Here is a 25,171-nt window from a genome sequence, read left to right as displayed (position 1 = left end):
CCCCTCCCCCCCCTCCCCCCCTCCCCCCTCCCCCCCCCCCCCCCCCCCCCCCCCCCCCCCTCCCCCCCCCCCCCCCCCCCCCCCCCCGGGCCGCCGGGCGCGGCGGTGGCCACGGCGTGCGCGTCGGCCGCCGCGCGGGACTCCCCTATGGCGCTCAGCGCCTCGGCACGCGCGTGCGTGGAGGGCACTTCGCGGGCCCGCGCGCGCAGCGCCTCCTGCGCGGCGTGCCGGTCGCGGCCGGCGAACAGCGCGCGGGACAGGGTGAGGGCCGTACGGCGCTCGTCGGGCGAGAGGTAGCGGTTGCGGCTGGACAGGGCGAGCCCGTCCTCCTCGCGCACGGTCGGTACGCCGACGATCTCGATGCCGAAGTTCAGGTCCCGCACCATGCGCCGGATCAGGGCCAGTTGCTGGGCGTCCTTCTGCCCGAACAGGGCCACGTCGGGACGGCTGAGGTGCAGCAGCTTGGCGACGACGGTGAGCACGCCGTCGAAGTGCCCGGGCCGCGAGGCGCCCTCCAGGCGCTCACCCATCGGACCCGCGGAGACCCGGACCTGGGGTTCGCCGCCCGGGTACACCTCGTCGGCGGAGGGCGCGAACACGGCGTCGGCGCCCGCCTGTTCGGCGAGCTTCAGGTCGGCCTCGAGGGTGCGCGGGTAGCGGTCCAGGTCCTCCCCGGCGCCGAACTGCAGCGGGTTGACGAAGACGGTGACGACGACCTCACCGCCCGGGCCTGCCATCTCGCGCGCGGTGCGGATCAGCGTGGCGTGGCCCTCGTGCAGGGCGCCCATGGTCATCACGACGGCACGGCGACCGTGGCCCACGCGCGCGTGCAGCTCTTCGGCGGTGCTCAGCAGGGCGGCGGTCATCAGGCGTTCCCCTCGGTGCTGTTCGTGCCGTCGGCGTCGTTCCCGCCGTCGGCCAGCACGCCGAGCAGGTCCTCGGCGAGTTCCGGCTTCAGCAGGCCGTGGGCGAGGGCACGGTCGGCGGTCGCGCGGGCCATCGCCAGATAGCCCGCGACGGTCTGCGGGGCGTGTCTGCGCAACTCGGTGACGTGCGCGGCGACCGTGCCGGCGTCCCCGCGCGCGACCGGTCCGGTGAGCGCCGCGTCGCCGGAGCGCAGCGCGTTGTCCAGGGCGGCGCCGAGGAGCGGGCCGAGCATCCGGTCGGGAGCCTCGACGCCCGCCGTGCGCAGCAGCTCCATGGACTGGGCGACCAGGGTCACCAGGTGGTTGGCGCCGAGGGCGAGGGCCGCATGGTAGAGCGGGCGGTTCTCCTCGCTGATCCACTCGGGCTCGCCGCCCATCTCGATGACCAGTGCCTCGGCGGCCAGGCGCAGCTCCTCGGGCGCGGTGACGCCGAAGGAGCAGCCCGCCAGGCGCTGGACGTCCACCGGGGTGCCGGTGAAGGTCATCGCCGGGTGCAGTGCCAGGGGCAGCGCGCCCGCGCGCAGGGCGGGGTCGAGGACCTTCGCGCCGTACCGCCCGGAGGTGTGCACGAGCAGCTGTCCCGGACGTACGGCGCCGGTCTCGGCGAGACCGGCGACCAGGCCGGGCAGGGCGTCGTCGGGAACGGTGAGCAGGACGAGGTCGGCGCGCTGGAGAACCTCGGCGGGCGGCACCAGCGGCACGTCGGGGAGCATCGCCTCGGCGCGCCTGCGGGAGACGTCGGAGACTCCGGACACGGCCACCGGGCGATGCCCGGCGAGCTGGAGGGACGCGGCCAGGGCGGGGCCCACCCGGCCGGCGCCGACGACGCCGACGGTGAGCCGCGCGGGGCGGTCCTTGAGGTCTGGCTGGTGGACTGTACTCACGCGACGGCGGCCTTCCCGTTCCAGTCCGCTCTGGGTACCGGACGATTTCTCGTCATGTTAACGCTATCGGGTCGGCTCACGGCCGGTTGTCCACAGGCTGTGGGTCACCCCACGCCCGTGCCGCCGGAAAACCCCGCTGCCCCGCAAGGGCGCGCAGGGCATGATCCCGGGCATGACTGATACGGCTGAGCAGGGCGAGGACCGGACCGCGCGGGAGCGGTCGGGGCAGCGGCGCGCGGCGGCCCAGCGCGGGGCCCGGCGCGTCCTGTCACGCGCGGGCTGGCGGGGCACGATCCGGGAGCGGCTCGCGCTGCTCCAGGAGGCGGCGCCCGAGGTGTACGACCTGGACGAGCCGGCGGACGTCTACGGCAACCGGATCGTGGCGGCCCTGGAGGAGCGGGTCGCGGCCCTGCTCGGCACGGAGGCCGCCGTGTTCTTCCCGACGGGCACGATGGCCCAGCAGGTCGCCCTGCGCTGCTGGGCGGCCCGCACCGGCAACCCCGCCGTGGCCCTGCACGCCCTGGCCCACCCCGAGGTGCACGAACGGCATGCGCTCAGCCAGGTCAGCGGCCTGCGCCCGGTGCGCGTGACCGACGAGCCCCGGCTGCCCACGGCCGACGAGATACGCGACTTCCCGGAGCCCTTCGGGGCGCTGATGCTGGAACTGCCCCTGAGGGACGCCGGTTTCGTGCTGCCCACCTGGGAGGAGCTGACCGAGGTCGTCGAGGCCGCGCGGGAGCGCGACGCGGTGGTGCACTTCGACGGCGCGCGCCTGTGGGAGTGCACCGTCCACTTCGAGCGCCCCCTGGACGAGATCGCGGGCCTCGCGGACAGCGTCTACGTGTCGTTCTACAAGTCCCTCGACGGCTTCGGCGGTGCCGCGCTGGCCGGTCCGCGGACCCTGGCCGAGGACGCGAGGACCTGGCGGCACCGGTACGGCGGCATGGTCTTCCAGCAGTTCCCGACCGTGCTGTCGGCGCTCGTCGGCCTGGAGCGGGAGCTGCCCCGGCTGCCCGACTACGTGCGGCACGCGCGCGTGGTGGCCGCGGCCCTGCGCGAGGGGTTCGCGGAGGCGGGCCTGCCGTGGGCGCGCGTGCACCCCGGGGTGCCGCACACCCAGGAGTTCCAGGTATGGCTGCCGTACGAGCCCGAGGTGCTGGCGGAGGCGGCGGTCCGGCAGGCCGAGGAGACCTCGGTGATGCTCTTCGCGAACGGCTGGTACGGCGCCGCGCCCGGCCTGGCCTCCACGGAGGTCACCGTGCGCTCGGCGGGCCTGGAGTGGACGGCCGCCGACGTCCGTGCGGCCGTCAGGGAGTTCGTGAGCCGGCTGCCCGGGAAGGAATAGCGGGCTCGGAGGCCGTGGCGGCCCTGCTGGGCACGGACCCCGGAGGACGGGGGCCCTGCAGGGCACCGGCCCTACAGGGCGCGCGGGCGCAGCCAGCGGGTCAGGGCCTGGCGGAGCCGTCCGTGCGCCGGGCGCTCGGCGAGGACCGCGCGGAAGCGCCGGTAGTCGCGCAGCTCGCGCATGAGGTCGCGGTCGTGGCGGCCCGGCGCGGGCGGTGCGGACTCTCCGTGCAGGCGGGATCGGTAGGTGTCGAGGAGGTACTGCTGCGTGATGCTCATGGCGGATCGCCTTCTCGGGACGTGGCTGATCGATGACTGATCGGGCTCCGCGGTTGCCCCGGTGTCCTCAGATTGCTCCTGCTCAGAGCGGATGTCGCGTGGATTGACGGCAGCCGTCAATCCACGGGGCCACGGTCGGTGGCCGGGTGCACCATGGGGGCATGAGCGTGACCATCGACATCGCCGGACTGCCGCCGGAGCGCATCTCCGTCGTGCCCTCTCCGCTGGCGGAGCTGGGGATGGCGCTGCACGCGCTCAGCGAGCCGGGCCACCACCCACAGCTGCAGGGCTGGGTGACCGCCGTGTCGACCCGGCTGGACCCGGGTCTGGCCGACCGGCTGTGCGAGGCGGACTTCCTGTGGCGCACGACGTTCTCCGACGTCTTCGCCCCGTTCGCCGGGATACCCGGCGGGCGTGCGCAACCGGGCGCCACGCTCGCCGAGGAACTGGACCAGCTGGACCAGCTGACGGACGAACAGTTCGTGCACGCAGCCCTGGAGTTCACCTGCCAGCTGCGCTACGACATCGCCGAGCCCGGCCCGCTCGACGATCCCGGGCTGCGCCGGCGCTCCCTGGAGCTGGCCGCCGCGCGCGGTGCCGTCCAGGAGCGGGTCACCCGCCGTCTGCTGGAGGACCCGCCGGCCGTCCGCGCCTGGTTCCGGCAGCTCGTGCTGGACTGCGACGAGGCCTTCTTCGCCGACACCTGGGCCCGGCTCCAGCCGCAGCTCGCGGCGGATGCCCGGCACAAGACCGAACTGCTGCGCCACAAGGGTCTGGGCGAGGCCCTCGCCTCGCTCTCCGGTGCCGTCTCGCTGGACGAGGAGGCCGGGCTCATCACGGTCGACAAGCTCCTGGTGGGGCGGACGGCCATCGGCGACGGCGGTCTCGTCCTGGTGCCGACCAGCCTCGGCTGGCCCCATGTGATGGTCCTGCACCGGTACGGCTGGCAGCCCACGATCACCTATCCCGTCAGCGGCTGCCACCCGCAGGCGCCGTCCGTCGAGCAGCTCACGCTCCGTCTGGAGGCGCTGGCCCACCCGGTGCGGATGCGGCTGTGCCGCCACCTGGCCCGCGCCCAGCACACCACGAGCGAACTGGCGGACGCGCACGGCATGTCCGCCCCCGAGATATCCCGCCACCTGGCCGTGCTGAAGAAGGCGGGCCTGATCACGAGCGGCCGCCGCGGCCGCTACGTCCAGCACCAGCTGGACCTGTCGGCGGTGGCCCGCCTGGGCAGCGACTTCATCGAGGGCGTCCTGCGCTAGGCGCTCCGCTGGGCGTGGCGCGATGTGCCGTCGATCGTCCGCAGCACCCTCGTGGCTGGTCGCGCCCACGCGGCGGAGCCGCAGACCGATACAGCCCCGCGTCCCTTCAGGGCGCTGCCGAACTGCAGCGGACTTCGCCGAGGGTGCGTCAGCCGTGGCCGCCGGCCCGCACCAGTCCGGTCTCGTACGCCAGCACCACCACCTGCACCCGGTCACGCAGGCCGAGCTTGGTCAGGATGCGGCCCACATGGGTCTTCACCGTCGCCTCGGACAGCACCAGCCGGGCCGCGATCTCGCCGTTGGACAGGCCCTGCGCGACCAGCACCATGACCTCGCGCTCCCGGTCGGTGAGCCGCTCCAGCTCCTTGTGCTGGGGCTCCCGGCCGGCGGAGGGCAGCATCGGCGCGAACCGGTCCAGCAGGCGCCGGGTGGTGGACGGGGCCACCACCGCGTCGCCGCTGTGCACGGAGCGGATGGCCGTGAGCAGCTCGCCGGGCGGCACGTCCTTGAGCATGAAGCCGGAGGCGCCCGCCTTCAGCCCGGAGAAGGCGTACTCGTCCAGGTCGAAGGTGGTCAGGATGAGCACCTTCGGCGGGTTCGGCTCCTGGCAGATGCGGCGCGTGGCCTCGACTCCGTCCAGCTTCGGCATGCGGACGTCCATCAGGACGACGTCGACGGCGGTGGAACGCACCACCTGAAGGGCCTCGACGCCGTCACCCGCCTCCGCGACGACCTCCATGTCCGGCTGGGCGGCGAGCACCATCCGGAACCCGGTGCGCAGCAGCACCTGGTCGTCGACGAGCATCACGCGGATCGTCATCGGGGTCCTCTTCCGTTTGCTCTGGGGGTTGTTCTGGGGTGCTCGGGGGGCGTGACAGGTGTCAACAAGGGGCGTGCGACGGCGTCAGTGCGCCGGTTTGAGCGGGAGCAGCACGCTGATGCGGAATCCTCCGCCCGGGCGCGGGCCGGCGTCCAGGGTGCCGCCGACCATCCCGACCCGCTCGCGCATGCCGATCAGACCGTGCCCCTGGCCGTCGGCGCCGCCCTCCTCGTACAGCTCGTGCGGGGCGCCCTTGCCGTCGTCCTCGACGAGCAGGCCGAGCCCGTCGTCGAAGTAGACCAGCCGCACGCTCGCGCCCGCGTTGGGCCCGCCGTGCTTGCGGGTGTTGGTGAGCGCCTCCTGCACAATGCGGTACGCGGTCAGCTCCACGCCGCTGGGCAGCGGGCGCGGGGTTCCCTCGACCTTGAAGTCGACGGGCAGACCGGAACTGCGGCACTGCTCGATGAGGTCGTCGATCTGCTCGACGTCCGGCTGCGGGACGTACTCGCCGGTCTCCTGGTGCTCGCCGGTGCGCAGCACGCCCAGCAGGCGGCGCATCTCGGCGAGGGCCTGGCGGCCGGTGGAGGAGATCGTCTCCAGGGCCTTCTTCGCCTGGTCGGGCGCGGCGTCGAGGACGTAGGCGGCGCCGTCGGCCTGGACCACCATCACCGACACGTTGTGTGCGACGACGTCGTGCAGCTCGCGCGCGATCCGGGCGCGCTCGGCCGCGACCGCCACCTTCGCCTGTGCCTCGCGCTCCTTCTCCAGCCGGGCTGCGCGCTCCTCCAGCTGGGCGAAGTAGGCCCGGCGGGTGCGCATGGAGTCACCGAGCACCCAGGCCAGGGCGAACGGCACCGTCTGGAACACCGCGATCGCCAGCTGGCCCAGTCCGCTGGAGTGCTGGTCGGGCCAGCGGATCTGCGCCAGGGTGGCCGCGAACAGGCTGGTGAAGAGCGCGAGCCGGGAAGCCCAGCGCGCACCAACCGCCGCGACCGTGTAGGTGATCACCAGCATCGCGAAGTCGGCGGCGGTCATCTCGATGTCCAGGACCAGCTGGGCCAGCCCCGTCGCGAGGGCCAGCAGCAGCATCGCCTCGGGGAAGCGGCGGCGCAGCGCCACGACGACGCACAGGACGGCGGACACCGCCAGCCCGCCGCCGACCGACATGTGGCGGTCCGGCACGCCGTTCTGACTCACCACGCTCACGCCGGAAAGCCCGAACAGGACGACGGCCCAGAAGCTGTCGACCCACATCGGGTGCCTGCGGAGGAAGTCATAAAGGCGTTGCACGTAACCCAGAGTAGGGAAGCCGGATGCGTGCAGGGGTCAACCGGAGGGCCGATCCGCAGGAGCGACGCGTACTCCGCAAGGTGGATGCCGTGATCACCTGTGCGCCTAGTCTGTCCCGGTGACGGATGAGGCGACGGCGCAGAGCGTCCCCGCGGGACGCGGCTGGCGGGAGGCGACCCGGGAGGCGCTCTACGGACCGGGCGGCTTCTACCGGCGGCCCGAGGGCCCGGCCGGTCACTTCCGTACGTCCGTGCACGCGTCCGCGTTGTTCGCGGGCGCCGTGGCGCGGCTGCTGTGCCGGGTCGACGAGGCGCTCGGGCGGCCGCGGACGCTGGACTTCGTCGACATGGGCGCCGGGCGCGGGGAGCTGGTGACCGGCGTGCTCACCGCCCTGCCGGCCGACGTGGCGGCCCGCGCGCGCGGGTACGCCGTCGAGATCGCGGACCGTCCGGCGGGCCTGGACGACCGGATCGTCTGGCTGAGCGAACCCCCGGCGACGATCACCGGGCTGCTGTTCGCCAACGAATGGCTGGACAACGTGCCCGTGGACGTCGCCGAGGCGGACCCGGCGGGCGTGCCCCGGTTGGTGCTCGTCGCGGCTGACGGCACCGAACGGCTCGGGGAGCCGGTGTCGGGCGCGGACGCGGACTGGCTGGCGCGGTGGTGGCCGCTGCCGGGCGAGGAGGGGCTGCGCGCGGAGATCGGGCTGCCCAGGGACCTGGCGTGGGCGGCGGCGGTGGACCGGGTGGCGCGGGGACTCGCGGTGGCCGTGGACTACGCGCACACCGCGGACGCGCGGCCCCCGTTCGGGACGCTCGCCGGCTTCCGGGAGGGGCGCGAGACGGCGCCCGTGCCGGACGGCTCGTGCGACATCACGGCGCATGTCGCGCTGGACGCGTGCGCGGCTGCGAGCGCGTCAGCACGCGCGACGGCGCACACACCTCACGAAACGGCGCACACACCATCAGGCGCAGCGCTCACACGTCCCGCTGCACGCCTGCTCACGCAACGCGCGGCCCTGCGCGCCCTGGACCTCACCGGCGCACGCCCCCCGCTCGCGCTGGCCTCGACGGACCCCGCCGCCTACGTCCGCGCCCTGGCTGGCGCGGGCGAGGCCGCCGAACTCACCGCCCCCGGTGGCCTCGGCGACTTCGGCTGGCTGCTCCAGCCGGTCGGTATCCCGGACCCACTCGTCCAGGGCCTCTAGGGCCCGGCCGGCGGCTCACTTGTCGATGTCGCCGACCACGAAGAACAACGACCCCAGGATCGCCACCATGTCCGCCACCAGCGTCCCCGGCAGCAGCTCGGTCAGCGCCTGGATGTTGTTGTAGGACGCAGAGCGCAGCTTCAGCCGGTACGGGGTCTTCTCGCCCTTGCTGACCAGGTAGTAGCCGTTGATCCCGAGCGGGTTCTCGGTCCAGGCGTACGTGTGCCCCTCCGGCGCCTTCAGCACCTTGGGCAGCCGCTGGTTGATCGGCCCGGGCGCCAGCTCGGCGAACCGGTCCAGGCAGGCGTCGGCGAGGTCCAGGGCGTTGTGGGTCTGCTCCAGGAGCACCTCGAAACGGGCGAGGCAGTCGCCCTCGCTCCGGGTGACGACCTTCAGCGTGTCCTGGAGGTCGCCGTAGGCCAGGTACGGCTCGTCGCGGCGCAGGTCGAAGTCGACGCCGGAGGCGCGCGCGATGGGCCCGCTCACGCCGTAGGCGTGCACGGTCTCCGGCGCCAGCGCCCCCACGCCCCGCGTACGCCCCCGGAAGATCTCGTTGCCGAGCACCAGGTCGTCGAAGACGTCCATCCGGGAGCGCACTGCGGCGACGGCGGCACGCGCGCGTGCCGTCCACCCGGCCGGCAGGTCCTCCTTGAGGCCGCCGACACGGTTGAACATGTAGTGCATGCGCCCGCCGGAGACCTCCTCCATGACGTTCTGGAGCACCTCGCGCTCCCGGAACGCGTAGAAGACCGGCGTGATCCCGCCCAGCTCCAGCGGGTACGACCCGAGGAACATCAGGTGGTTCAGCACCCGGTTCAGCTCGGCGAGCAGCGTGCGCGTCCACACCGCGCGCTCGGGGACCTCCATGCCGAGCATCCGCTCCACGGCGAGGACCACGCCCAGCTCGTTCGAGAACGCCGACAGCCAGTCGTGGCGGTTGGCGAGCATGATGATCTGCCGGTAGTCGCGCGCCTCGAAGAGCTTCTCGGCGCCCCGGTGCATGTAGCCGATCACCGGCTCCGCGTGCAGGATGCGCTCTCCGTCCAGCACCAGCCTGAGCCGCAGCACGCCGTGCGTGGACGGATGCTGGGGGCCGATGTTGAGCACCATGTCGGTACTCTCGGCGGCGCCGCCGATGCCGACCGTGGTCTCCGTCGCAGTCATGGACCCAGTTTCCCCTACGTACGCTGGCTCCATGGAAACGGGGATCCCCGAGGAGACCGGGGTGTCGGGGCAGGAGCCGGTGTGGCGGGGGCTGCCGCCCGGCCTGCTGCGCATGCGCCGACTGCTGCTGGCGGTGTGGACGGGCGTGCTCGCCCTCGTGGCGGGGCTGCTGCCCGGCCTGCTCGCCGGCTGGACGTGGGCCGCCTTCGCGCTGCTCCCGCTGGCCCTGGGCGCGTGGGGCTGGCTGCTGCTGGGCCGCAACTGGCGCTCCTGGCGGTACGCCGAGCGGGCCGACGACCTGCTGATCAGCCGCGGTGTCCTGTGGCGCGAGGAGACCGTGGTGCCGTACGGGCGGATGCAGCTGGTGGAGGTCACCTCGGGGCCCGTGGAGCGGTCCTTCGGGCTGGCCAGCGTGCAGCTGCACACCGCCGCCGCGGCGACCGACGCGACCATCCCGGGTCTGGACCCGGCCGAGGCGGAGAGGCTGCGCGACCGGCTCACCGAACTCGGTGAGGCCCGATCGGCGGGCCTGTGACCGCGCCCGGCCTCGACGACGTGGCGGCACGCCCGCCCCTGGCCGAGCGGCGACTGCACCCCGTCACGCCCTTCCGGCGGGCCTGGGCGCCGGTCGCCGTACTCGCGGGCTGGGCCGGGCACGACCCGAGCGGCGCGCAGGAGCAGCTGCAGCGGCTGACCTCCACGATGCTGCTCATCGGGCTCGCCGTGCTGGTCCCGGCGGCCGGCCTCTACGGCTTCCTGTCCTGGTGGTTCACGCACTTCGCGGTCACCGACGGCGAACTGCGCATCCGTACCGGGCTGCTGTTCCGGCGCACCGCGCACATCCGGCTGGAGCGCATCCAGGCGATCGACGTCACGCGCCCGCTCCTCGCACGCGTGGCGGGTGTGGCCAAGCTGCGCATCGACGTCGTCGGGGCCGACAAGAAGGACGAACTGGCCTTCCTGGGCGAGCAGGAGGCGCGCGCCCTGCGCGCGGAGCTGCTCGCGCGCGCCGCCGGTTTCGCGCCCGAGACGGCGCGCGAAGTGGGCGAGGCACCGGCGCACGAGCTGCTGCGGGTCCCTCCGCGCGAGCTGGCGCTCTCCCTCCTGCTGACGGGGGCCGCCTGGGGCTCGCTGACCGCCGCCCTCGTCGTACCGCCCGTGCTGTGGCTCGCCACCCACAGCATGTGGACGGTCCTCGCCGCCGCCCTGCCGCTGCTCGGTACGGCGGGCGCGAGCAGCGCGGGGCGGTTCGTCGCCGAGTACGACTGGACGGTGGGCGAGTCCCCGGACGGGCTGCGCATAGACCGCGGGCTGCTCGACCGCGCGCACGAGACCGTGCCGCCGGGACGGGTGCAGACCGTGCGGATCGTGGAACCGCTGCTGTGGCGACGGCGGGGCTGGGTGCGGGTGGAGCTGGACGTGGCCGGGTCCGACAACTCCGTGCTGGTGCCGGTCGCCCCGCGCGCGGTGGCCGAGTCCGTCATAGCGCGCATACTGCCCGGCGTGACCGTGCCGGAGTCGCTGTCCCGCCCGCCCCGGCGGGCCGGCCGGTGCGTGCCGGTGTGGTGGCGCGGGCACGGCCTCGCGGTCACCGAAGCGGTGTTCGCCGCCCGGCACGGCCTGCTGCGCCGCCGTCTGTCACTGGTCCCGCACGCCAAGGTGCAGAGCGTACGGCTCACCCAGGGGCCCTGGGAGCGGCTGTGGCGGCTCGCCGACGTCCACGTGGACACCGGCGCCGACAAGACCGTCACGGCCCGTCTGCGGGACGCCGAGGAGGCCGCGCTGCTGCTGCGGGCCCAGGCGGAGCGGTCCCGCACCGGCCGCAGGGCCGCCCGCCCCGACCGCTGGATGGCGTGAGCCCGGCCCGCCCCTCGCGGGCGGACCGGGCTCGGTGCCTGGGTGGTACCTGGCGGAGTATCAGGAAGCGGCGGTGCGCAGCCCCTGGAGGTCGATCTGCTCCGTCTCGTCGTGCGCGGTCAGGTCGATGACCTGGCCCACGCCGCGCGACTCCGCGTCGGCGGGCTTGAACTCGGCCTCCGCCTCGGCCTTGTGCAGCGCGAGCGCCTCCTGGCCGACGACGTCGGCGAGGTCCTCGTTCTGCACGGACTCCAGCGCGGCGGACGCCGACTCCTTCTGGGTGCCGAAGAAGTCGAACCCGCCCTCGACCGCCGGGCGCCGCACGGGCGCGGCCGGTACGACGGCCACCGCGGTCGGCACCGTGAAGTGACCGGCGGGCTGCTGCCCCGCGGGCTTGGCGGGCTGGTCCGGTGCGGTCGGGAGGGCGGCCGCCGGCTCGTGCCCGCCGGCCGCCTCGGGCTTCCCCTGCGCCTCGCCCTCCGTGACGGCCTCCTGCGCGGGCTCCTTGCGCACACCGTCACCGGAGGCCTCGGCGGACCCGGCCGGCTTCGGCTCGGCGGTGACGGGCTCGGGCCTGACCGGCCCGGGTTCGGCGGACTCGGGCCTGACCGGCCGGGGTTCGGCGGACTCGGGCGCTACGGACTCGGCCCGGGCAACCACGACCTCGGCGGACTCGGTCTCAGCAGAGTCGGCCGCAGCGGGCTCAGCCTCAGTGGAGTTGGCCTCAGTGGAGTTGGCCTCAGTGGAGTCGGCCTCAGCGGAGTCGGCCTCAGCCTTGGCCGGCTCCCCCTCACGGTCCAGCCGGGACAGCGCCACCGCGGCCTTCAGGAACAGCCGAGCACCCTCGGCGGAGAACACCGGGCCGCCCTTCGGCTTCTCCTCGGCGGCCTCGACCGTCGCGGCCTCGGGCTCGGGCTCGGCGGCCTCGGGCTCGGCGCTGCGCGCGGGCGGCAGCGCGGGCGGGCCGGACGGCTCGGCCGACTCGATCTCCAGCAGTCGGCGCCCCTCCAGGGCGGTCGCGCGCTCGGTCTCCGCCGTGGCGTAGCGGCGCAGCAGGGCCGCGTGCTCGTTGCGCAGCCCGGCCAGCTCCGCGCGCTTGGCGCGCAGCCGCTGCTCGAGCTTGGTGCGCAGCTCGCGCGACTCCTCCAGGTCGGTCTCCAGTTCGGCGACCCGTTCGTCGTAGCGCCACTCGTCGCTGACACGCGCGCGCGTGAGGTCGGCGACCTGCTTGCCCGCGTGGGAGTCCCAGCGGCGCATCACGACGGCGCCCACGACAGCGGTCGCAGCGGCGGCCGCGGCCAGCGTGCGCAACACCGTGACCTCGGAGAACACCCAGGGACCCAGCGCGCAGACGACGGACACGCCGGCGATCGCCGACGGAGGCAACAGCCGGTGCAGAGGCGGTGAATGGCGGTGGCGTCCACGTGGCATGGCCAGAAACTTACCGCGCGTAGGCGATTCGTGGACCCCCGCCCCGTAAAAACACCGCCGCACCATGAGCTTTCCCGGGCATCGGGTGCCCGGCGGCTCAGCGGTCGCTCAGCCGCCCGCTGAGCCACTGCAGCGTCGGCGGGATCTCCCGGCGCCAGGTGTTGAAGTTGTGTCCGCCGCTGTCCAGGATGATCGAGGAGATCCGAGTCAGGTTCGTGGCCTGCACATCCCCTATGAACTTGAGGGTGTCCTTGTAGTTGTGTTCGCCGATTTTGCTGCTGGTGACGAGCAGCGAGGTGTCGGGCGCGGGCTGGTGCTTCAGCAGCCACCACAGGTCGGCACGATTCTGCAGGTTCCTGTCGCCGTGGAAGAGGTCACCGGTCGTGGGGTCGATCGGCGCCTTGTAGTAGGGCGAGAGGCCGGCGGCGGCCGCGTAGACGCCCGGGTGGTGCATGGCGAGCTTCAGCGCGCAGTAGCCGCCGGTGGAGTCGCCGACGACGCCCCAACTGCCCGGCCGCTTTCCCACCCGGTAGTGCGCGAGTACGGCCTCGGGCAGGTCCTTGGCGAAGAAGGTCTCGCTCTGCGGTCCGCCCGGGATGTCCACGCACTCGGTGTCGCGCGGCGGCGCCACGGTCGGCCGCAGCATCACCAGGATCATCGGCTGCATCCGCCCGTCCTTGGCCAGCTCCTGCGCCGTACGCGGGTAGTGCAGTTTGTCCACCAGCGCCTGCGCCGTACCGGGGTAGCCGGTCAGTACGACGGCCGCAGGGAACGTACGCGTGCGGTACTGCGGCTGGAAGTACTCGGGCGGCAGATAGACGTACGCCGGTGTGGCGATGTGGGTCTTGCGCCCCACGATGTCCACCTTCTGGATCTGCCCGGTCGCCTGCGGCCGTGATCCGTTGACCCCTTTGACCAGGGAGGTGGAGACCACCTGCAGCGGACCGCCGGTACCCGTGTTGGCCGAGTGGTCGATGACTATGCCCTGGTCGGTCTCCTGGCCGAACAGGTCCGCCCAGCTGGCGTAGAACCCGAAGGCCTGGTTGGCGGCGATCCCGAGGGAGCCGACGAGGACCAGTTGTGTGGCCAGGAGCAGACCGACGCGCCCGATGACGGCCCGCCAGTTCTGCCGGGCGAGCCGCGGCCACAACCACACCGTGGCGATGAACAGCACCGCGGCGAGCATGACCGCAAGCGCCAGCACCTTGTTGCTCGTGAGACCCATGGGCTCTTCCTGCCTGCGCTTTCCGCCCGTGGCCCACCCAGCTTCGTTGCAAGGGCTTGCCCGGGGCTTTCCTTGGCCTTTGACCCGACTTTCCGGAGGGGAGTGAACCTCTCTCCCCGAGACACCGTCCTAGAGGGCGCAATGTCGCCGGATGCCCCGATCGGCACCGGGTTCAAGGTCTCTCGCAGAACTACGGGATGCGATGTCTGTCAGGATAGATGGGGAAATGTCGGGCGAGGTTCCGGGCCGATCAAGCCGGGCGCGGCGCATACTGCGCGGCCCGCGCCCCGACGCCGTTCCCGCTCTGGTCGCCAGGGCGTGCGCCCTCGTGGGCGTGGTGGACATCGCCGCCGGCGTGTTCCCGCGCTTCCGTCACAGCCGTATGCACGCCCTGGCCGAGGTACTGCCCGGCTCCTTCGGGCCCTTCGCGGCGGCACTCTCGCTCAGCGCGGGCGTGCTGTTGCTCCTGCTCGCGCACGGACTCAAGCGGCGCAAGCGCCGGGCGTGGCGCTCCGCGGTCGCGCTCCTGCCCGCCGGTGCGACCGCCGAGTTCGTGTACCGGCACTCGGTCATCGGCATGCTCATCTCGATGGCGATCCTGATTCCGCTGCTGCGCCACCGCGACGAGTTCGCCGCCCTGCCCGACCCGCGCAGCCGCTGGCGCGCACTCGCCAACTTCGTCCTGATGGCCGCCGGTTCCCTCGCCCTCGGCCTGGTCATCGTCAGCGTCCATCCGAACCGGATGGTCGGCGACCCGAGCCTCGCCGACCGCCTGACGCACGTCGTCTACGGCCTGTTCGGCTTCGAGGGCCCGCTGGACTACGACGGCAGCACCTCCTGGACGGTCGCCTTCTCCCTCGGCGCCCTCGGCTGGCTGACCGCGGTCACCACCATCTACTTCGCCTTCCGGCCCGAACACCCGGCCGCCCGCCTCACCGAGGAGGACGAGGCCCGGCTGCGCGCGCTGCTGGACAAGCACGGCGGCCGCGACTCCCTCGGCCACTTCGCGCTGCGCCGCGACAAGGCGGTCGTCTTCTCGCCCAGCGGCAAGGCGGCGGTCACCTACCGCGTCGTCTCCGGCGTGATGCTCGCCAGCGGCGACCCGATCGGCGACGTCGAGGCCTGGCCCGGCGCCATCGAACGCTTCATGGACGAGGCCAAGGCGCACTCCTGGACCCCGGCCGTCATGGGCTGTTCGGAGACGGGCGGCGAGGTGTGGACCCGCGAGACCGGCCTGGACGCCCTGGAGCTGGGCGACGAGGCGGTGGTCGACGTGGCGGATTTCTCGCTCGCCGGTCGCGCGATGCGCAACGTGCGCCAGATGGTCAAGCGCATCGAGCGGGCCGGCTACGAAACCCGGGTACGGCGTATCCGTGACCTCGGCGAGGCAGAGCTGGAGCGCATCCGCCTGGCGGCGGAGGACTGGCGCGGTACCGACACCGAGCGCGGGTTCTCCATGGCGCTCGGCCGCATCGGCGACCCCACCGACGGCGACTGTCTGATCGCCACCGCCCACAAGGCCGACGACGAGCCCGGCGAGTACGGCGACCTGAAGGCGATCCTGCACTTCGTGCCCTGGGGAACCGACGGCGTCTCCCTGGACCTGATGCGCCGCGACCGCACCGCCGACCCCGGCATGAACGAGCTGCTGATCGTCGCCGCCCTGCAGGCCGCCCCCAAGTTCAACATCACCCGGGTCTCGCTGAACTTCGCGATGTTCCGCTCCGCCCTCGCGCGCGGCGAGAAGATCGGCGCGGGCCCGGTGCTGCGCGCCTGGCGCGGACTGCTGGTGTTCCTCTCCCGCTGGTTCCAGATCGAGTCGCTGTACAAGTTCAACGCCAAGTTCCAGCCGCGCTGGGAGCCGCGCTTCGTCGTCTACCGCGCCTCCGCCGACCTGCCCCGCATCGGCTTCGCCGCCATGCAGGCGGAGGGCTTCGTCGACCTCGCCCTGCCGCTCCCGCGCTTCCTGCGCCGGCGCCGGGCGGCCGCCGCGCGCCCCTGCGCGCACGCCGTGGCGGAACGCGACGTCCGAGCCGCCTGACCCAGCCGCCTGAGCCCGCCCCGCCGCGCGCAGAGCCCGGCCCGGCCCCTGACCGGCCCGGGCGGAAGCCCCACCCCCTCCAGCACGGGAGCTTCCGCCCGGACCGCGGCGCGTGGGCGGCACCCCCCTGGGCCTACGCTGAACGTATGAACAACCTCAGCGGGCGCGGCCGAGTGGCAGGCCTTCCGGCATGGGACCGGTGCGCGGTCATGGGGGTCGTGAACGTGACCCCCGATTCCTTCTCCGACGGCGGCCGCTGGTTCGACACGACCGTCGCCGTCAAGCACGGCCTGGACCTGGTGGCCGAGGGTGCTGACCTGGTCGACGTCGGCGGCGAGTCCACCCGCCCCGGCGCCACCCGCGTCGACGAGGCCGAGGAACTCAGGCGCGTCATCCCCGTCGTCCGCGGCCTCGCCTCCGAAGGCGTGGCCGTCTCCGTCGACACCATGCGCGCCTCCGTCGCCGAACAGGCCCTCGCCGCCGGCGCCGCCCTCGTCAACGACGTCAGCGGCGGCCTCGCCGACCCCGCGATGATCCCCGTGGTCGCCGCCACGGGCGCCCCCTTCGTCGTCATGCACTGGCGCGGCTTCCTGCAGGGCGGCAACGTCCAGGGCGCGTACGAGGACGTCGTCGCCGAAGTCGTGGACGAACTGCGGGCCCGCGTGGAGGCCGTTCTGGAGGGCGGCATCGCCCCCGACCGCATCGTCGTCGACCCCGGTCTCGGCTTCTCCAAGCAGGCCGAGCACGACCTCAGCCTGCTCGCCCACCTCGACCGCCTGCACGCCCTGGGCCACCCCCTGCTCGTCGCCGCCTCCCGCAAGCGGTTCCTCGGCCGCGTCCTCGCCGGGCCGGAGGGCGCACCCCCGCCGGCCCGCGAGCGGGACGCCGCCACGGCCGCCGTCTCGGCGCTCGCGGCGCACGCCGGCGCATGGGCGGTGCGCGTGCACGAGGTGCGCGCCACCGCGGACGCGGTGCGGGTCGCGCGCGCCGTCGAAGGAGCCCGGTGAGCGCCCCCCACACCGACGTCGAACAGGTGGAGGCCGCCAACACCGCCTTCTACGAGGCGATGGAGCGCGGTGACTTCGAGGAAGTGTCCTCGCTCTGGCTCACGCCCTCCGACCTGGGCGTCGACGAGGAGTACCACGACCCGGCGGACACCGGTGTGATCTCCTGCGTCCACCCCGGCTGGCCGGTGCTCACCGGCCGCTCCGAGGTCCTCAGGTCGTACGCGCTGATCATGGCGAACACCGACTACATCCAGTTCTTCCTGACCGACGTGCACGTCTCCGTCACCGGCAACACCGCCCTCGTGACCTGCACCGAGAACATCCTCAGCGGCGGCCCCGCCCCCGAGGACGGCGCGGAGCTCGGCCCCCTGGTCGGCCAGCTCGTCGTCGCCACGAACGTGTTCCGGCGCACCCCCACCGGCTGGAAACTCTGGTCGCACCACGCCTCCCCCGTCCTGGCCGAATCCGACGAGGAAGAGGAGAACGGCCAGAACGGAGCGAACGGCGAGAATTCGGGTGACAACCCCCTCGCATAACCGGGTACGAGCCCCACAAGGACCAAGAAGTGGTTGGAATCACCTACCCGGGGGTATGTGCGGCTACCAGCCCATGACGCGTCCGGGTTCCCCAAGGGAAACACACGGTGAAGCCTCCGGGTCCCCGCCGGGGCACGCGCCCCCGTCACCCGGATGTGTCGGCGCCCGCAGGTAGATTCGTCAGAGGCCGGTGTGCCGCCCGCACGCGACACCGCCCGGCCGTTCCCGACGATTGCAGGAGTGATTCGCGTGGATCGTGTCGCGCTGCGCGGCCTGAAGGCCCGCGGGCACCACGGCGTGTTCCCCAAGGAGCGCGAGGAGGGCCAGACCTTCATCGTGGACCTCGTCCTCGGCCTGGACACCCGGCCGGCCGCCGCCGACGACGACCTGGCGAAGACCGTCCACTACGGCATCGTGGCCGAAGAGGTCGTGGCCGTGGTCGAGGGCGAACCGGTGAACCTCATCGAGACCCTCGCCGAGCGGATCGCCCAGACCTGCCTGAAGCACGAAGGGGTCCAGGAGGCCGAGGTCTGCGTCCACAAGCCGGACGCCCCGATCACCGTCCCCTTCGACGACGTGACCGTCACCATCACCCGGAGCCGAGTATGACCCGACCTTTCGCCCAGGGTCACAGCGACCCGACCGTCCAGCCGGTGCCCGCCTCGGTCGTCGAGCAGGTGGACGCCGCCGACACGACACTGAGCAACCCGAAATGGGCCGTGATCTCCATCGGCTCCAACCTCGGCAACCGTCTGGAGACCCTCCAGGGAGCCGTCGACGCCCTGGAGGACACCCCCGGCGTCCGTGTGAAGGCCGTGTCGCCGGTCTACGAGACGGAGCCCTGGGGCGTCGAGCCGGGCAGCCAGCCCACCTACTACAACGCCGTCGTCGTCCTGAAGACCACCCTGCCGCCGTCCTCCCTGCTGGAGCGGGCGCACGCCGTCGAGGAGGCCTTCAACCGGGTCCGCGACGAGCACTGGGGACCGCGCACCCTGGACGTCGACATCGTCGCCTACGCGAACGTCACCTCCGACGACCCGCAGCTCACCCTCCCGCACCCGCGCGCCCACGAGCGCGCCTTCGTGCTCGCCCCCTGGCACGACATCGACCCCCAGGCGCTGCTGCCCGGCCGGGGCGCGGTGGCCGAACTCCTGACGGCCGTCACCCGCGACGGCGTCGAGGCGCGCACCGACCTGGAACTCCGACTGCCCGAGTAGTCGTTAAGGTCAAGACGACCACAGTCCGGGATCGGTCCGGGGGAGCTGAAGGGACACCGTGAGAGAGCTGCGCATCAGGGTGCTGGCCGGCGTGTTCGTCGTGGCCGGCGTCCTGTCCTGGGCGGGTGCCCGCCTCTGGAACTCGATCGGGACACTGCCCAGCGTCCCCCTGGCCGCCCCCATCGTCCTCGCGCTGATCGCGGTGGTCCTGCTCGCCACGGCGCTCTCGCTGCGCGCCCGCCTCAAGGCCCAGCGCGAGCGCCGCCCCGGCGCCAAGGGCGTCGACCCCCTGATGGCCGCCCGAGCGGTGGTCTTCGGCCAGGCAAGCGCCCTGGTGGCCGCCCTGGTCGCCGGCATGTACGGCGGCACGGGCGTCTTCCTCCTGGAGCTCCTCGACATCCCCGCCCGCCGCGACCAGGCCATCTACGCCGGCCTCTCGGTACTGGCCGGCATCGGCGTGATAGCGGCGGCCGTGTTCCTGGAGCGGGTCTGCAAGCTCCCCGAGGACGAGGACCACAATCACGCGGGCGCGGAGCCGGCGGCCTGACCACCGGCTCCTGCCGTTCGCCGAAGGCCGGTCAGCGCGCCATGATGAGGCTCATCGCCTCGTTCCGCGTCGCCGCGTCCCGCAGCTGACCACGCACCGCCGAGGTGATCGTCTTCGCGCCGGGCTTGCGGATGCCCCGCATCGACATGCACATGTGCTCGCACTCGACGACCACGATCACGCCCCGCGGCTCCAGGATCTCCATCAGGGAGTCCGCTATCTGCGTGGTGAGCCGTTCCTGCACCTGCGGGCGCCGGGCGTAGACGTCCACGAGCCGGGCCAGCTTGGACAGACCGGTGATCTTCCCGGTCACGGACGGGATGTAGCCGACGTGGGCGACGCCCCGGAACGGCACCAGATGGTGCTCACAGGTGCTGTAGACCTCGATGTCCTTCACGAGCACCATCTCGTCGTGCCCCAGGTCGAACGTCGTGGTCAGGACATCCTCGGGCTTCTGCCACAGGCCCGCGAAGATCTCCTTGTACGCCCGGGCCACGCGCGCCGGCGTCTCCCTGAGGCCTTCACGATCCGGATCCTCACCGACCGCGATCAGCAGTTCCCGTACGGCGTTCTCGGCGCGCTTCTCGTCGAACTCGCCGATGGTGCCCTCACCGTCCAGGGTCACGGGGTCGGTCATCTGGTTCCTCGTTCCTGTGCTGTCACGCGTGCGTCCACGCGCTCTGTCTGCGGACATACGAAATGCCGCGCCCCCCAGGCTAGAACCTGGGGGCCGCGGCATTCATTCCGGCCTGTTGGCTGAAACTGTTCAGCTCTCGGGGCGGTCTTCCGGAGTCTTGTCCGTCATGGGGGCGGACTCCGACGCCGTCGACTTGGCCGTGCTGATCGCCGCCGTCGCGCCGTTCGCCCCGTTGGTCAGTGCCAGCTCCTTCGGGGAGAGCACCGGCGGGCGGGTGGACGGGGTACGACGGGACGAGCCGGTCCACGCGGGCCGCGGCGGGCGCTTGTGGATCGGGGCGAAGACCTCGGCGATCTCCTCCTTGCCCAGGGTCTCCTTCTCCAGCAGGTGAAGGACGAGCTGGTCGAGCACGTCGCGGTTCTCGACCAGGATCTCCCAGGCCTCGTTGTGCGCGGTCTCGATGAGCTTCTTGACCTCTTCGTCGACCAGCGCGGCGACCTCTTCCGAGTAGTCGCGCTGGTGGGCCATCTCACGCCCGAGGAACGGCTCGCTGTTGTCGCCGCCGAACTTGATCGCGCCGAGCCGCTCGGTCATGCCGTACTGCGTGACCATCGCGCGGGCCAGGTTGGTGGCCTTCTCGATGTCGTTGGCGGCGCCGGTGGTCGGGTCGTGGAAGACCAGTTCCTCGGCCGCGCGGCCGCCCAGCATGTAGGCGAGCTGGTCGAGCATCTCGTTGCGGGTGGTCGAGTACTTGTCCTCGTCCGGGAGCACCATCGTGTAACCGAGGGCGCGGCCGCGGGAGAGGATCGTGATCTTGTGGACCGGGTCGGAGTTCGGCGAGGCCGCCGCGACCAGGGCGTGACCGCCCTCGTGGTACGCGGTGATCTTCTTCTCCTTGTCCGACATGATCCGGGTCCGCTTCTGCGGGCCCGCGACCACGCGGTCGATCGCCTCGTCCAGCGCCTTGTTGTCGATCAGCTTCTGATCGCTGCGGGCGGTGAGCAGCGCGGCCTCGTTCAGCACGTTGGCGAGGTCGGCGCCGGTCATGCCGGGGGTGCGGCGGGCGACGGCGGCCAGGTCGACGTCGGGCGCGACCGGCTTGCCCTTCTGGTGAACCTTGAGGATCTCCATGCGGCCCTGCAGGTCCGGCGGGTCGACCGCGATCTGGCGGTCGAAGCGGCCGGGGCGGAGCAGAGCCGGGTCGAGGATGTCGGGCCGGTTCGTCGCGGCGATGAGGATCACGCCGCCCTTGACGTCGAAGCCGTCCATCTCGACGAGCAGTTGGTTCAGGGTCTGCTCGCGCTCGTCGTGACCACCGCCGAGGCCGGCGCCGCGGTGGCGGCCGACCGCGTCGATCTCGTCGACGAAGACGATCGCCGGGGCGTTCGCCTTGGCCTGCTCGAAGAGGTCACGGACTCGGGAGGCACCGACACCGACGAACATCTCGACGAAGTCGGAACCGGAGATCGAGTAGAAGGGCACTCCGGCCTCGCCGGCCACGGCGCGCGCGAGGAGCGTCTTGCCGGTACCGGGACGGCCGTAGAGGAGCACGCCCTTGGGGATCTTGGCGCCGACGGCCTGGAACTTGGCCGGCTCCTGGAGGAACTCCTTGATCTCGTGGAGCTCCTCGACGGCCTCGTCGCAGCCCGCAACGTCGGAGAAGGTCGTCTTCGGGGTGTCCTTGGTGATGAGCTTGGCCTTGGACTTGCCGAAGTTCATGACCCGGGAGCCGCCGCCCTGCATCTGATTCATCAGGAACAGGAAGACGACCACGATCAGGACGAAGGGGAGCAGGGAGAGCAGGACGCCGACGAACGGGTTCTGCTTGGACGGCGAGACCGTGTAGCCGTCCGGAATCTGCTTGTCCTGGTACTTGGTCTGCAGTGTGGCGGCGATGGTCACGCCCTGGTCGCCGATGTAGCTCGCCTGGATCTTCGAGCTGTCCTCGACCTTCTGGCCGTCCTTGAGGGTGACCTTGATGGTCTGCTCGTCACCGGTGGTGAGCTTGGCCGACTCGACCTTGTTCTCGTTGATCGCCGCCACGACCTGGCCGGTGTCCACCGTCTTGTAGCCGCCGGACGAGCCGACGACCTGCATCAACACGACCACGGCAAGGACGGCCAGCACGATCCACATGACCGGCCCACGGAAGTATCGCTTCACGTCCATCCATACGGAGCGGTGTCGCCCCGTCCCTCCTGCCATAGTGAGTTTGATAAGACAGTTCTTCTGACGGTACCCCAGCATTGTTGTCCGAAGCCGCACGGAGTGGCATGGACGACTGGCATTCCCGTCTCTGCTTGCTCCAACGGCGCGAAACCCGCTGGGGTTCCCGATCGTCTTACAGGGGCTGGCCCGATTGGCTCAGCCGCCGTAGACGTGAGGCGCGAGCGTACCGACGAACGGCAGGTTGCGGTACTTCTCGGCGTAGTCGAGGCCGTAGCCGACGACGAACTCGTTCGGGATGTCGAAGCCGGCCCATTCCACGTCGATGGCGACCTTGGCGGCGTCCGGCTTGCGCAGCAGCGTGCACACCTTGAGGGACTCCGGCTCACGGGAGCCGAGGTTGGACAGCAGCCAGGACAGGGTCAGTCCGGAGTCGATGATGTCCTCGACGATCAGGACGTGCTTGCCCTTGATGTCGGTGTCCAGGTCCTTGAGGATCCGCACGACACCGGAGGACTGGGTGCCCGCGCCGTAGGACGACACGGCCATCCAGTCCATGGTGACGGGGGTGGACAGCGCCCGGGCCAGGTCGGCCATGACCATGACGGCGCCCTTGAGCACGCCGACGATGAGCAGGTCCTTGCCCGCGTACTCCGCGTCGATCTTCGCGGCCAGCTCGGCCAGCTTCGCGTCGATCTCTTCCTTGGTGATGAGTACCTGCTTGAGGTCGGCACCCATGTCTTTCGCGTCCACCCGCATCACTTTCGGTCGTCCCGCACTTACGGCCGCTCTTACGGCCACCGGCTGTCCGGCCCGTCGGAGGGTCGCTCCGGGGGTCCCGATTCAGCCTTGCCGAATCACCAGTCTGCCACCCTGACGCTGGGCGACGACTTTGCCCGGGAGATTGATGGCTCCCTGGCCCCGCCAGCCGGTGATCAGCCGGTCGACCTCCTCGATGTGGCGGGCGAAGAGGGAGCCGGCCGGGGCGCCTGCCTCGATGGCGGCGCGGCGCAGGATGCGGCGGCGTACGGCGGGCGGGAGGGCGTAGAGCTTGGCGCACTCCAGGAGGCCCGTGGCGTCGCGTACGGAGGCCTCTGCCTGGGAGGCCCAGGAGTCGAGGGCGTCGGCGTCGTCGCGGGAGAGCTGGGCGGTGCGGGCGAGGGCTTCCACGACGCCTTTGCCGAGGGCCTTCTCCAGGGCGGGCAGACCTTCGTGCCGGAGCCGGGAGCGGGTGTAGGCGGGGTCGGCGTTGTGCGGGTCGTCCCAGACGGGCAGGGACTGCACCATGCAGGCCTTGCGGGCGGTCTGGCGGTCGATGTGCAGGAAGGGGCGCCGGTAACGGCCGTCGGCCCCCGAGACCGCGGCCATTCCGGACAGGGAGCGGATGCCGGAGCCGCGGGCGAGGCCGAGCAGGACGGTTTCGGCCTGGTCGTCGCGGGTGTGGCCGAGCAGGACCGCGGCGGCGCCGTGGCGTTCGGCCGCGGCGTCGAGGGCGGCGTAGCGGGCGTCCCGGGCGGCGGCCTCGGGGCCGCCCTCGCGGCCGACGGTCACGGCGATGGACTCGGCGGGGTCGAGGCCGAGCTCACGCAGCCTGAGGACGACCTCGTCGGCCCTGAGGTCGGAGCCGGGCTGGAGGCCGTGGTCCACGGTGATGCCGCCGGCGCGGATACCGAGCTTGGGGGCCTCGAAGGCGAGGGCCGAGGCGAGCGCCATGGAGTCGGCGCCGCCGGAGCACGCGACCAGCACGAGCGGGGAGGGGGTGCGCTCGTTCCGGCTCGGTCCGCGGGCTTCCACGGTGCCGGCCGTCGCGGCTGTCATCGCTGCTTCGGTGATGTGGCTGTGGTCGATGAGGAGGTCGTGGAGGGCGCGGCGGACCGCCAGGCGTATCGCCGCGACCGCAGGATGGGGACCCATGTCCGGTTCCCTTCATGAAGTTTTCGGGGGGTGAGCCCGAGGTCGGTCACTCAGAGTGTGTAGATGGTGACAGAAGCGGGCCGTTCCCCGAGCATTGCACGCCTACCCATCGCTCACGGTCCCTCGGACGGGTGATTGGAGGGGCGTTCGCCTGCCGTAGGCCGGATTCGGTTCACGACTTCCCCACGCGCTTCACGACTCGGCCTTGCGGTGCACCCGTGCGACCCAGTCCGCCGGTTTGGCGATCTCCGCCTTGGTGGGCAGGGTGTTGGGGGAGGTCCACACCCGGTTGAAGCCGTCCATGCCGACCTGTTCGACGACTGCGCGCACGAAGCGTTCGCCGTCCCGGTACTGCCTGAGCTTGGCGTCGAGGCCGAGCAGTTTGCGCAGGGCGAGGTCGAGGCGGGAGGCCCCCTTGGCGCGGCGCTGCTGGAACTTCTCGCGGATCTCGGAGACGGTCGGCACGACGCTCGGGCCCACCCCGTCCATCACGAAGTCGGCGTGCCCCTCCAGCAGGGACATGACCGCGGTGAGGCGGCCGAGGATCTCGCGCTGCACCGGGGTCTGCACCAGCTCCACGAAGGAGCGTCCGTCGTCGTCCTCCTCGCCCTCGGGGCGGCCGCCGGCGAGGGACTGGGCGGCTTCCCGGATGCGCTCCAGGACGGTCATCGGATCGACGTCGGTCTCCGCCAAGAACGACTGGATTTCACCCTCGAGGTGGTCGCGGAGCCACGGCACGGCGGTGAACTGCGTGCGGTGGGTCTCCTCGTGCAGGCACACCCAGAGCCTGAAGTCGTGCGGCTCGACGTCGAGTTCGCGCTCCACGTGGACGATGTTGGGGGCGACGAGGAGGAGGCGGCCGCCGCCGCTCGGTGAGTCGGGGGAACCGCCGGCCGGGAGGTCGCGGGAGGCGGGGGCGAAGGTCTCGTACTGGCCGAGGACGCGGGAGGAGAGGAAGGACAGCAGCATGCCGAGTTCGACGCCGGTGACCTTGCCGCCGACGGCGCCGAGGACCGCGTTGCCGGGGCTGCTGCCACGACGTTCCTGCATCTTGTCCAGCAGGGGCTTGAGGATCTCCCGGAAGCCGGCGACGTTGGCCCGGACCCAGCCCGGCCGGTCGACGACCAGGACGGGGGTGTCGTGGGTCTCCTCGGTGCCCAGCCGGGTGAAGCCCCGGACGTGTTCCTCCGAGGCCTTCGCGTGCCGGCGCAGCTCCGCCACGACGGCCCTCGCCTCGTCGCGGCTGACTTCGGGTCCCGGTCGTACGAGCCGTGTCGCGGTCGCCACCGCGAGGTTCCAGTCGACCATCCCGGGAGATGCGGTGCCACCGAAGCTCGTCATGCGTCAACGGTACGTGAGCACTCCCGCTTGGGGCAGGCCATGGGCGTCGGGTGAGGTGCGGTTTCCCGTGTGG

The 25,171-nt window shown here is 72.2% G+C and carries 24 protein-coding genes; 11 read left to right on the top strand and 13 right to left on the bottom strand.

The window, feature by feature from the left end; translation table 11 throughout:
- The coding region (gene panC / locus AC07DS_RS39580) for a pantoate--beta-alanine ligase (protein ID WP_479153508.1) at positions 1–866 on the bottom strand (866 nt) is incomplete at its 3' end.
- Positions 866–1,810, bottom strand: coding sequence for a Rossmann-like and DUF2520 domain-containing protein (locus AC07DS_RS39575; protein ID WP_479153506.1), 945 nt, complete (start codon positions 1,808–1,810; stop codon positions 866–868). The genes panC and AC07DS_RS39575, both read right to left, overlap by 1 nt.
- Before the next feature lie 172 nt (positions 1,811–1,982).
- Here AC07DS_RS39575 and AC07DS_RS39570 point away from each other — a divergent pair, with 172 nt between their 5' ends.
- A complete protein-coding gene (locus AC07DS_RS39570) occupies positions 1,983–3,155 on the top strand; it encodes a threonine aldolase family protein (protein ID WP_479153504.1) in 1,173 nt (390 codons plus the stop codon).
- 71 nt (positions 3,156–3,226) lie between these two features.
- On the opposite strand, the gene AC07DS_RS39565 is transcribed toward AC07DS_RS39570, so the two are convergent.
- Positions 3,227–3,433, bottom strand: coding sequence for a hypothetical protein (locus AC07DS_RS39565; RefSeq protein WP_479153502.1), 207 nt, complete (start codon positions 3,431–3,433; stop codon positions 3,227–3,229).
- A 161-nt stretch (positions 3,434–3,594) separates the two neighbouring features.
- On the opposite strand from AC07DS_RS39565, the gene AC07DS_RS39560 reads away from it, so the two are divergent.
- Positions 3,595–4,698 carry a DUF5937 family protein gene (locus tag AC07DS_RS39560; RefSeq protein ID WP_145885774.1) on the top strand — a complete coding sequence of 368 codons (1,104 nt, stop codon included), beginning with the start codon at positions 3,595–3,597 and terminating at the stop codon, positions 4,696–4,698.
- 148 nt (positions 4,699–4,846) lie between these two features.
- Here the strand turns inward: AC07DS_RS39560 and AC07DS_RS39555 are convergent, their stop codons facing one another.
- Positions 4,847–5,518 carry a response regulator transcription factor gene (locus tag AC07DS_RS39555; RefSeq protein ID WP_479153500.1) on the bottom strand — a complete coding sequence of 224 codons (672 nt, stop codon included), beginning with the start codon at positions 5,516–5,518 and terminating at the stop codon, positions 4,847–4,849.
- Positions 5,519–5,602: 84 nt separating this feature from the next.
- Positions 5,603–6,808, bottom strand: a complete 1,206-nt coding sequence (locus AC07DS_RS39550; protein WP_479153498.1) for a sensor histidine kinase — start codon at positions 6,806–6,808, stop codon at positions 5,603–5,605.
- Between the two features lie 118 nt (positions 6,809–6,926).
- On the opposite strand from AC07DS_RS39550, the gene AC07DS_RS39545 reads away from it, so the two are divergent.
- Positions 6,927–8,015, top strand: coding sequence for an SAM-dependent methyltransferase (locus tag AC07DS_RS39545; RefSeq protein ID WP_479153496.1), 1,089 nt, complete (start codon positions 6,927–6,929; stop codon positions 8,013–8,015).
- Between the two features lie 15 nt (positions 8,016–8,030).
- On the opposite strand, the gene AC07DS_RS39540 is transcribed toward AC07DS_RS39545, so the two are convergent.
- Positions 8,031–9,179 (bottom strand): NADH-quinone oxidoreductase subunit D, encoded by a 1,149-nt coding sequence (locus tag AC07DS_RS39540; protein ID WP_145885780.1) that lies wholly within the window; start codon positions 9,177–9,179, stop codon positions 8,031–8,033.
- Between the two features lie 31 nt (positions 9,180–9,210).
- Here AC07DS_RS39540 and AC07DS_RS39535 point away from each other — a divergent pair, with 31 nt between their 5' ends.
- Positions 9,211–9,714 carry a PH domain-containing protein gene (locus AC07DS_RS39535; RefSeq protein ID WP_479153493.1) on the top strand — a complete coding sequence of 168 codons (504 nt, stop codon included), beginning with the start codon at positions 9,211–9,213 and terminating at the stop codon, positions 9,712–9,714.
- The gene (locus tag AC07DS_RS39530) at positions 9,711–11,036 is read left to right on the top strand and encodes a PH domain-containing protein (RefSeq protein WP_479153491.1); all 1,326 of its coding nucleotides are present in this window, start codon (positions 9,711–9,713) and stop codon (positions 11,034–11,036) included. Before AC07DS_RS39535 ends, AC07DS_RS39530 begins: the two co-directional genes overlap by 4 nt.
- Before the next feature lie 60 nt (positions 11,037–11,096).
- Here AC07DS_RS39530 and AC07DS_RS39525 read toward each other — a convergent pair whose 3' ends face one another.
- Together AC07DS_RS39525 and AC07DS_RS39520 are read right to left on the bottom strand one after the other, a co-directional pair.
- Positions 11,097–12,467, bottom strand: coding sequence for a hypothetical protein (locus tag AC07DS_RS39525; RefSeq protein WP_479153489.1), 1,371 nt, complete (start codon positions 12,465–12,467; stop codon positions 11,097–11,099).
- 97 nt (positions 12,468–12,564) lie between these two features.
- Positions 12,565–13,692 (bottom strand): alpha/beta hydrolase, encoded by a 1,128-nt coding sequence (locus tag AC07DS_RS39520; protein WP_479153487.1) that lies wholly within the window; start codon positions 13,690–13,692, stop codon positions 12,565–12,567.
- Positions 13,693–13,918: 226 nt separating this feature from the next.
- Here AC07DS_RS39520 and AC07DS_RS39515 point away from each other — a divergent pair, with 226 nt between their 5' ends.
- From AC07DS_RS39515 to AC07DS_RS39490, 6 genes are all read left to right on the top strand, one after another.
- Entirely contained in the window at positions 13,919–15,733 is a 1,815-nt protein-coding gene (locus AC07DS_RS39515; RefSeq protein WP_479153484.1) for a phosphatidylglycerol lysyltransferase domain-containing protein, read from the top strand.
- Between the two features lie 146 nt (positions 15,734–15,879).
- Positions 15,880–16,740, top strand: coding sequence for a dihydropteroate synthase (folP, locus tag AC07DS_RS39510; RefSeq protein ID WP_479153482.1), 861 nt, complete (start codon positions 15,880–15,882; stop codon positions 16,738–16,740).
- Complete coding sequence (locus AC07DS_RS39505) at positions 16,737–17,276, top strand: nuclear transport factor 2 family protein (RefSeq protein WP_479153479.1); 540 nt, start codon at positions 16,737–16,739, stop codon at positions 17,274–17,276. Before folP ends, AC07DS_RS39505 begins: the two co-directional genes overlap by 4 nt.
- Positions 17,277–17,525: 249 nt before the next feature.
- Entirely contained in the window at positions 17,526–17,885 is a 360-nt protein-coding gene (gene folB, locus AC07DS_RS39500) for a dihydroneopterin aldolase (protein ID WP_403962403.1), read from the top strand.
- The gene (gene folK, locus AC07DS_RS39495; protein ID WP_479153476.1) at positions 17,882–18,493 is read left to right on the top strand and encodes a 2-amino-4-hydroxy-6-hydroxymethyldihydropteridine diphosphokinase; all 612 of its coding nucleotides are present in this window, start codon (positions 17,882–17,884) and stop codon (positions 18,491–18,493) included. Before folB ends, folK begins: the two co-directional genes overlap by 4 nt.
- A 58-nt stretch (positions 18,494–18,551) precedes the next feature.
- The gene (locus AC07DS_RS39490; RefSeq protein WP_479153474.1) at positions 18,552–19,040 is read left to right on the top strand and encodes a DUF3180 domain-containing protein; all 489 of its coding nucleotides are present in this window, start codon (positions 18,552–18,554) and stop codon (positions 19,038–19,040) included.
- A gap of 31 nt (positions 19,041–19,071) precedes the next feature.
- Here AC07DS_RS39490 and folE read toward each other — a convergent pair whose 3' ends face one another.
- From folE to AC07DS_RS39465, 5 genes are all read right to left on the bottom strand, one after another.
- Complete coding sequence (gene folE, locus AC07DS_RS39485; RefSeq protein WP_094218329.1) at positions 19,072–19,677, bottom strand: GTP cyclohydrolase I FolE; 606 nt, start codon at positions 19,675–19,677, stop codon at positions 19,072–19,074.
- Between the two features lie 129 nt (positions 19,678–19,806).
- Complete coding sequence (gene ftsH / locus AC07DS_RS39480) at positions 19,807–21,846, bottom strand: ATP-dependent zinc metalloprotease FtsH (RefSeq protein WP_479153471.1); 2,040 nt, start codon at positions 21,844–21,846, stop codon at positions 19,807–19,809.
- Positions 21,847–22,041: 195 nt separating this feature from the next.
- On the bottom strand, positions 22,042–22,602 hold the full coding sequence (gene hpt, locus AC07DS_RS39475; RefSeq protein WP_145885803.1) for a hypoxanthine phosphoribosyltransferase: 561 nt from the start codon (positions 22,600–22,602) through the stop codon (positions 22,042–22,044).
- Between the two features lie 84 nt (positions 22,603–22,686).
- Positions 22,687–23,757, bottom strand: a complete 1,071-nt coding sequence (gene tilS / locus AC07DS_RS39470) for a tRNA lysidine(34) synthetase TilS (protein WP_479153468.1) — start codon at positions 23,755–23,757, stop codon at positions 22,687–22,689.
- Positions 23,758–23,949: 192 nt separating this feature from the next.
- Positions 23,950–25,098, bottom strand: a complete 1,149-nt coding sequence (locus AC07DS_RS39465; protein ID WP_479153465.1) for a zinc-dependent metalloprotease — start codon at positions 25,096–25,098, stop codon at positions 23,950–23,952.
- Between the last annotated feature and the right edge of the window lie 73 nt (positions 25,099–25,171).

The organism is Streptomyces sp. NPDC044064 (genome assembly GCF_056434245.1).
This window is presented reverse-complemented; position numbering and strand designations above follow the sequence as displayed.

Bases quoted from the DNA above. Each gene is read 5' to 3' on its own strand.
- AC07DS_RS39570 (WP_479153504.1), top strand. From the start codon at position 1,983: ATGACTGATACGGCTGAGCAGGGCGAGGACCGGACCGCGCGGGAGCGG.
- ftsH (WP_479153471.1), bottom strand. From the start codon at position 21,846: ATGGACGTGAAGCGATACTTCCGTGGGCCGGTCATGTGGATCGTGCTG.
- AC07DS_RS39560 (WP_145885774.1), top strand. From the start codon at position 3,595: ATGAGCGTGACCATCGACATCGCCGGACTGCCGCCGGAGCGCATCTCC.
- AC07DS_RS39555 (WP_479153500.1), bottom strand. From the start codon at position 5,518: ATGACGATCCGCGTGATGCTCGTCGACGACCAGGTGCTGCTGCGCACC.
- hpt (WP_145885803.1), bottom strand. From the start codon at position 22,602: ATGCGGGTGGACGCGAAAGACATGGGTGCCGACCTCAAGCAGGTACTC.
- AC07DS_RS39535 (WP_479153493.1), top strand. From the start codon at position 9,211: ATGGAAACGGGGATCCCCGAGGAGACCGGGGTGTCGGGGCAGGAGCCG.
- AC07DS_RS39565 (WP_479153502.1), bottom strand. From the start codon at position 3,433: ATGAGCATCACGCAGCAGTACCTCCTCGACACCTACCGATCCCGCCTG.
- folP (WP_479153482.1), top strand. From the start codon at position 15,880: ATGAACAACCTCAGCGGGCGCGGCCGAGTGGCAGGCCTTCCGGCATGG.
- tilS (WP_479153468.1), bottom strand. From the start codon at position 23,757: ATGGGTCCCCATCCTGCGGTCGCGGCGATACGCCTGGCGGTCCGCCGC.
- AC07DS_RS39525 (WP_479153489.1), bottom strand. From the start codon at position 12,467: ATGCCACGTGGACGCCACCGCCATTCACCGCCTCTGCACCGGCTGTTG.
- folE (WP_094218329.1), bottom strand. From the start codon at position 19,677: ATGACCGACCCCGTGACCCTGGACGGTGAGGGCACCATCGGCGAGTTC.
- AC07DS_RS39465 (WP_479153465.1), bottom strand. From the start codon at position 25,098: ATGACGAGCTTCGGTGGCACCGCATCTCCCGGGATGGTCGACTGGAAC.
- AC07DS_RS39520 (WP_479153487.1), bottom strand. From the start codon at position 13,692: ATGGGTCTCACGAGCAACAAGGTGCTGGCGCTTGCGGTCATGCTCGCC.
- AC07DS_RS39515 (WP_479153484.1), top strand. From the start codon at position 13,919: ATGTCGGGCGAGGTTCCGGGCCGATCAAGCCGGGCGCGGCGCATACTG.
- AC07DS_RS39540 (WP_145885780.1), bottom strand. From the start codon at position 9,179: ATGACTGCGACGGAGACCACGGTCGGCATCGGCGGCGCCGCCGAGAGT.
- folK (WP_479153476.1), top strand. From the start codon at position 17,882: ATGACCCGACCTTTCGCCCAGGGTCACAGCGACCCGACCGTCCAGCCG.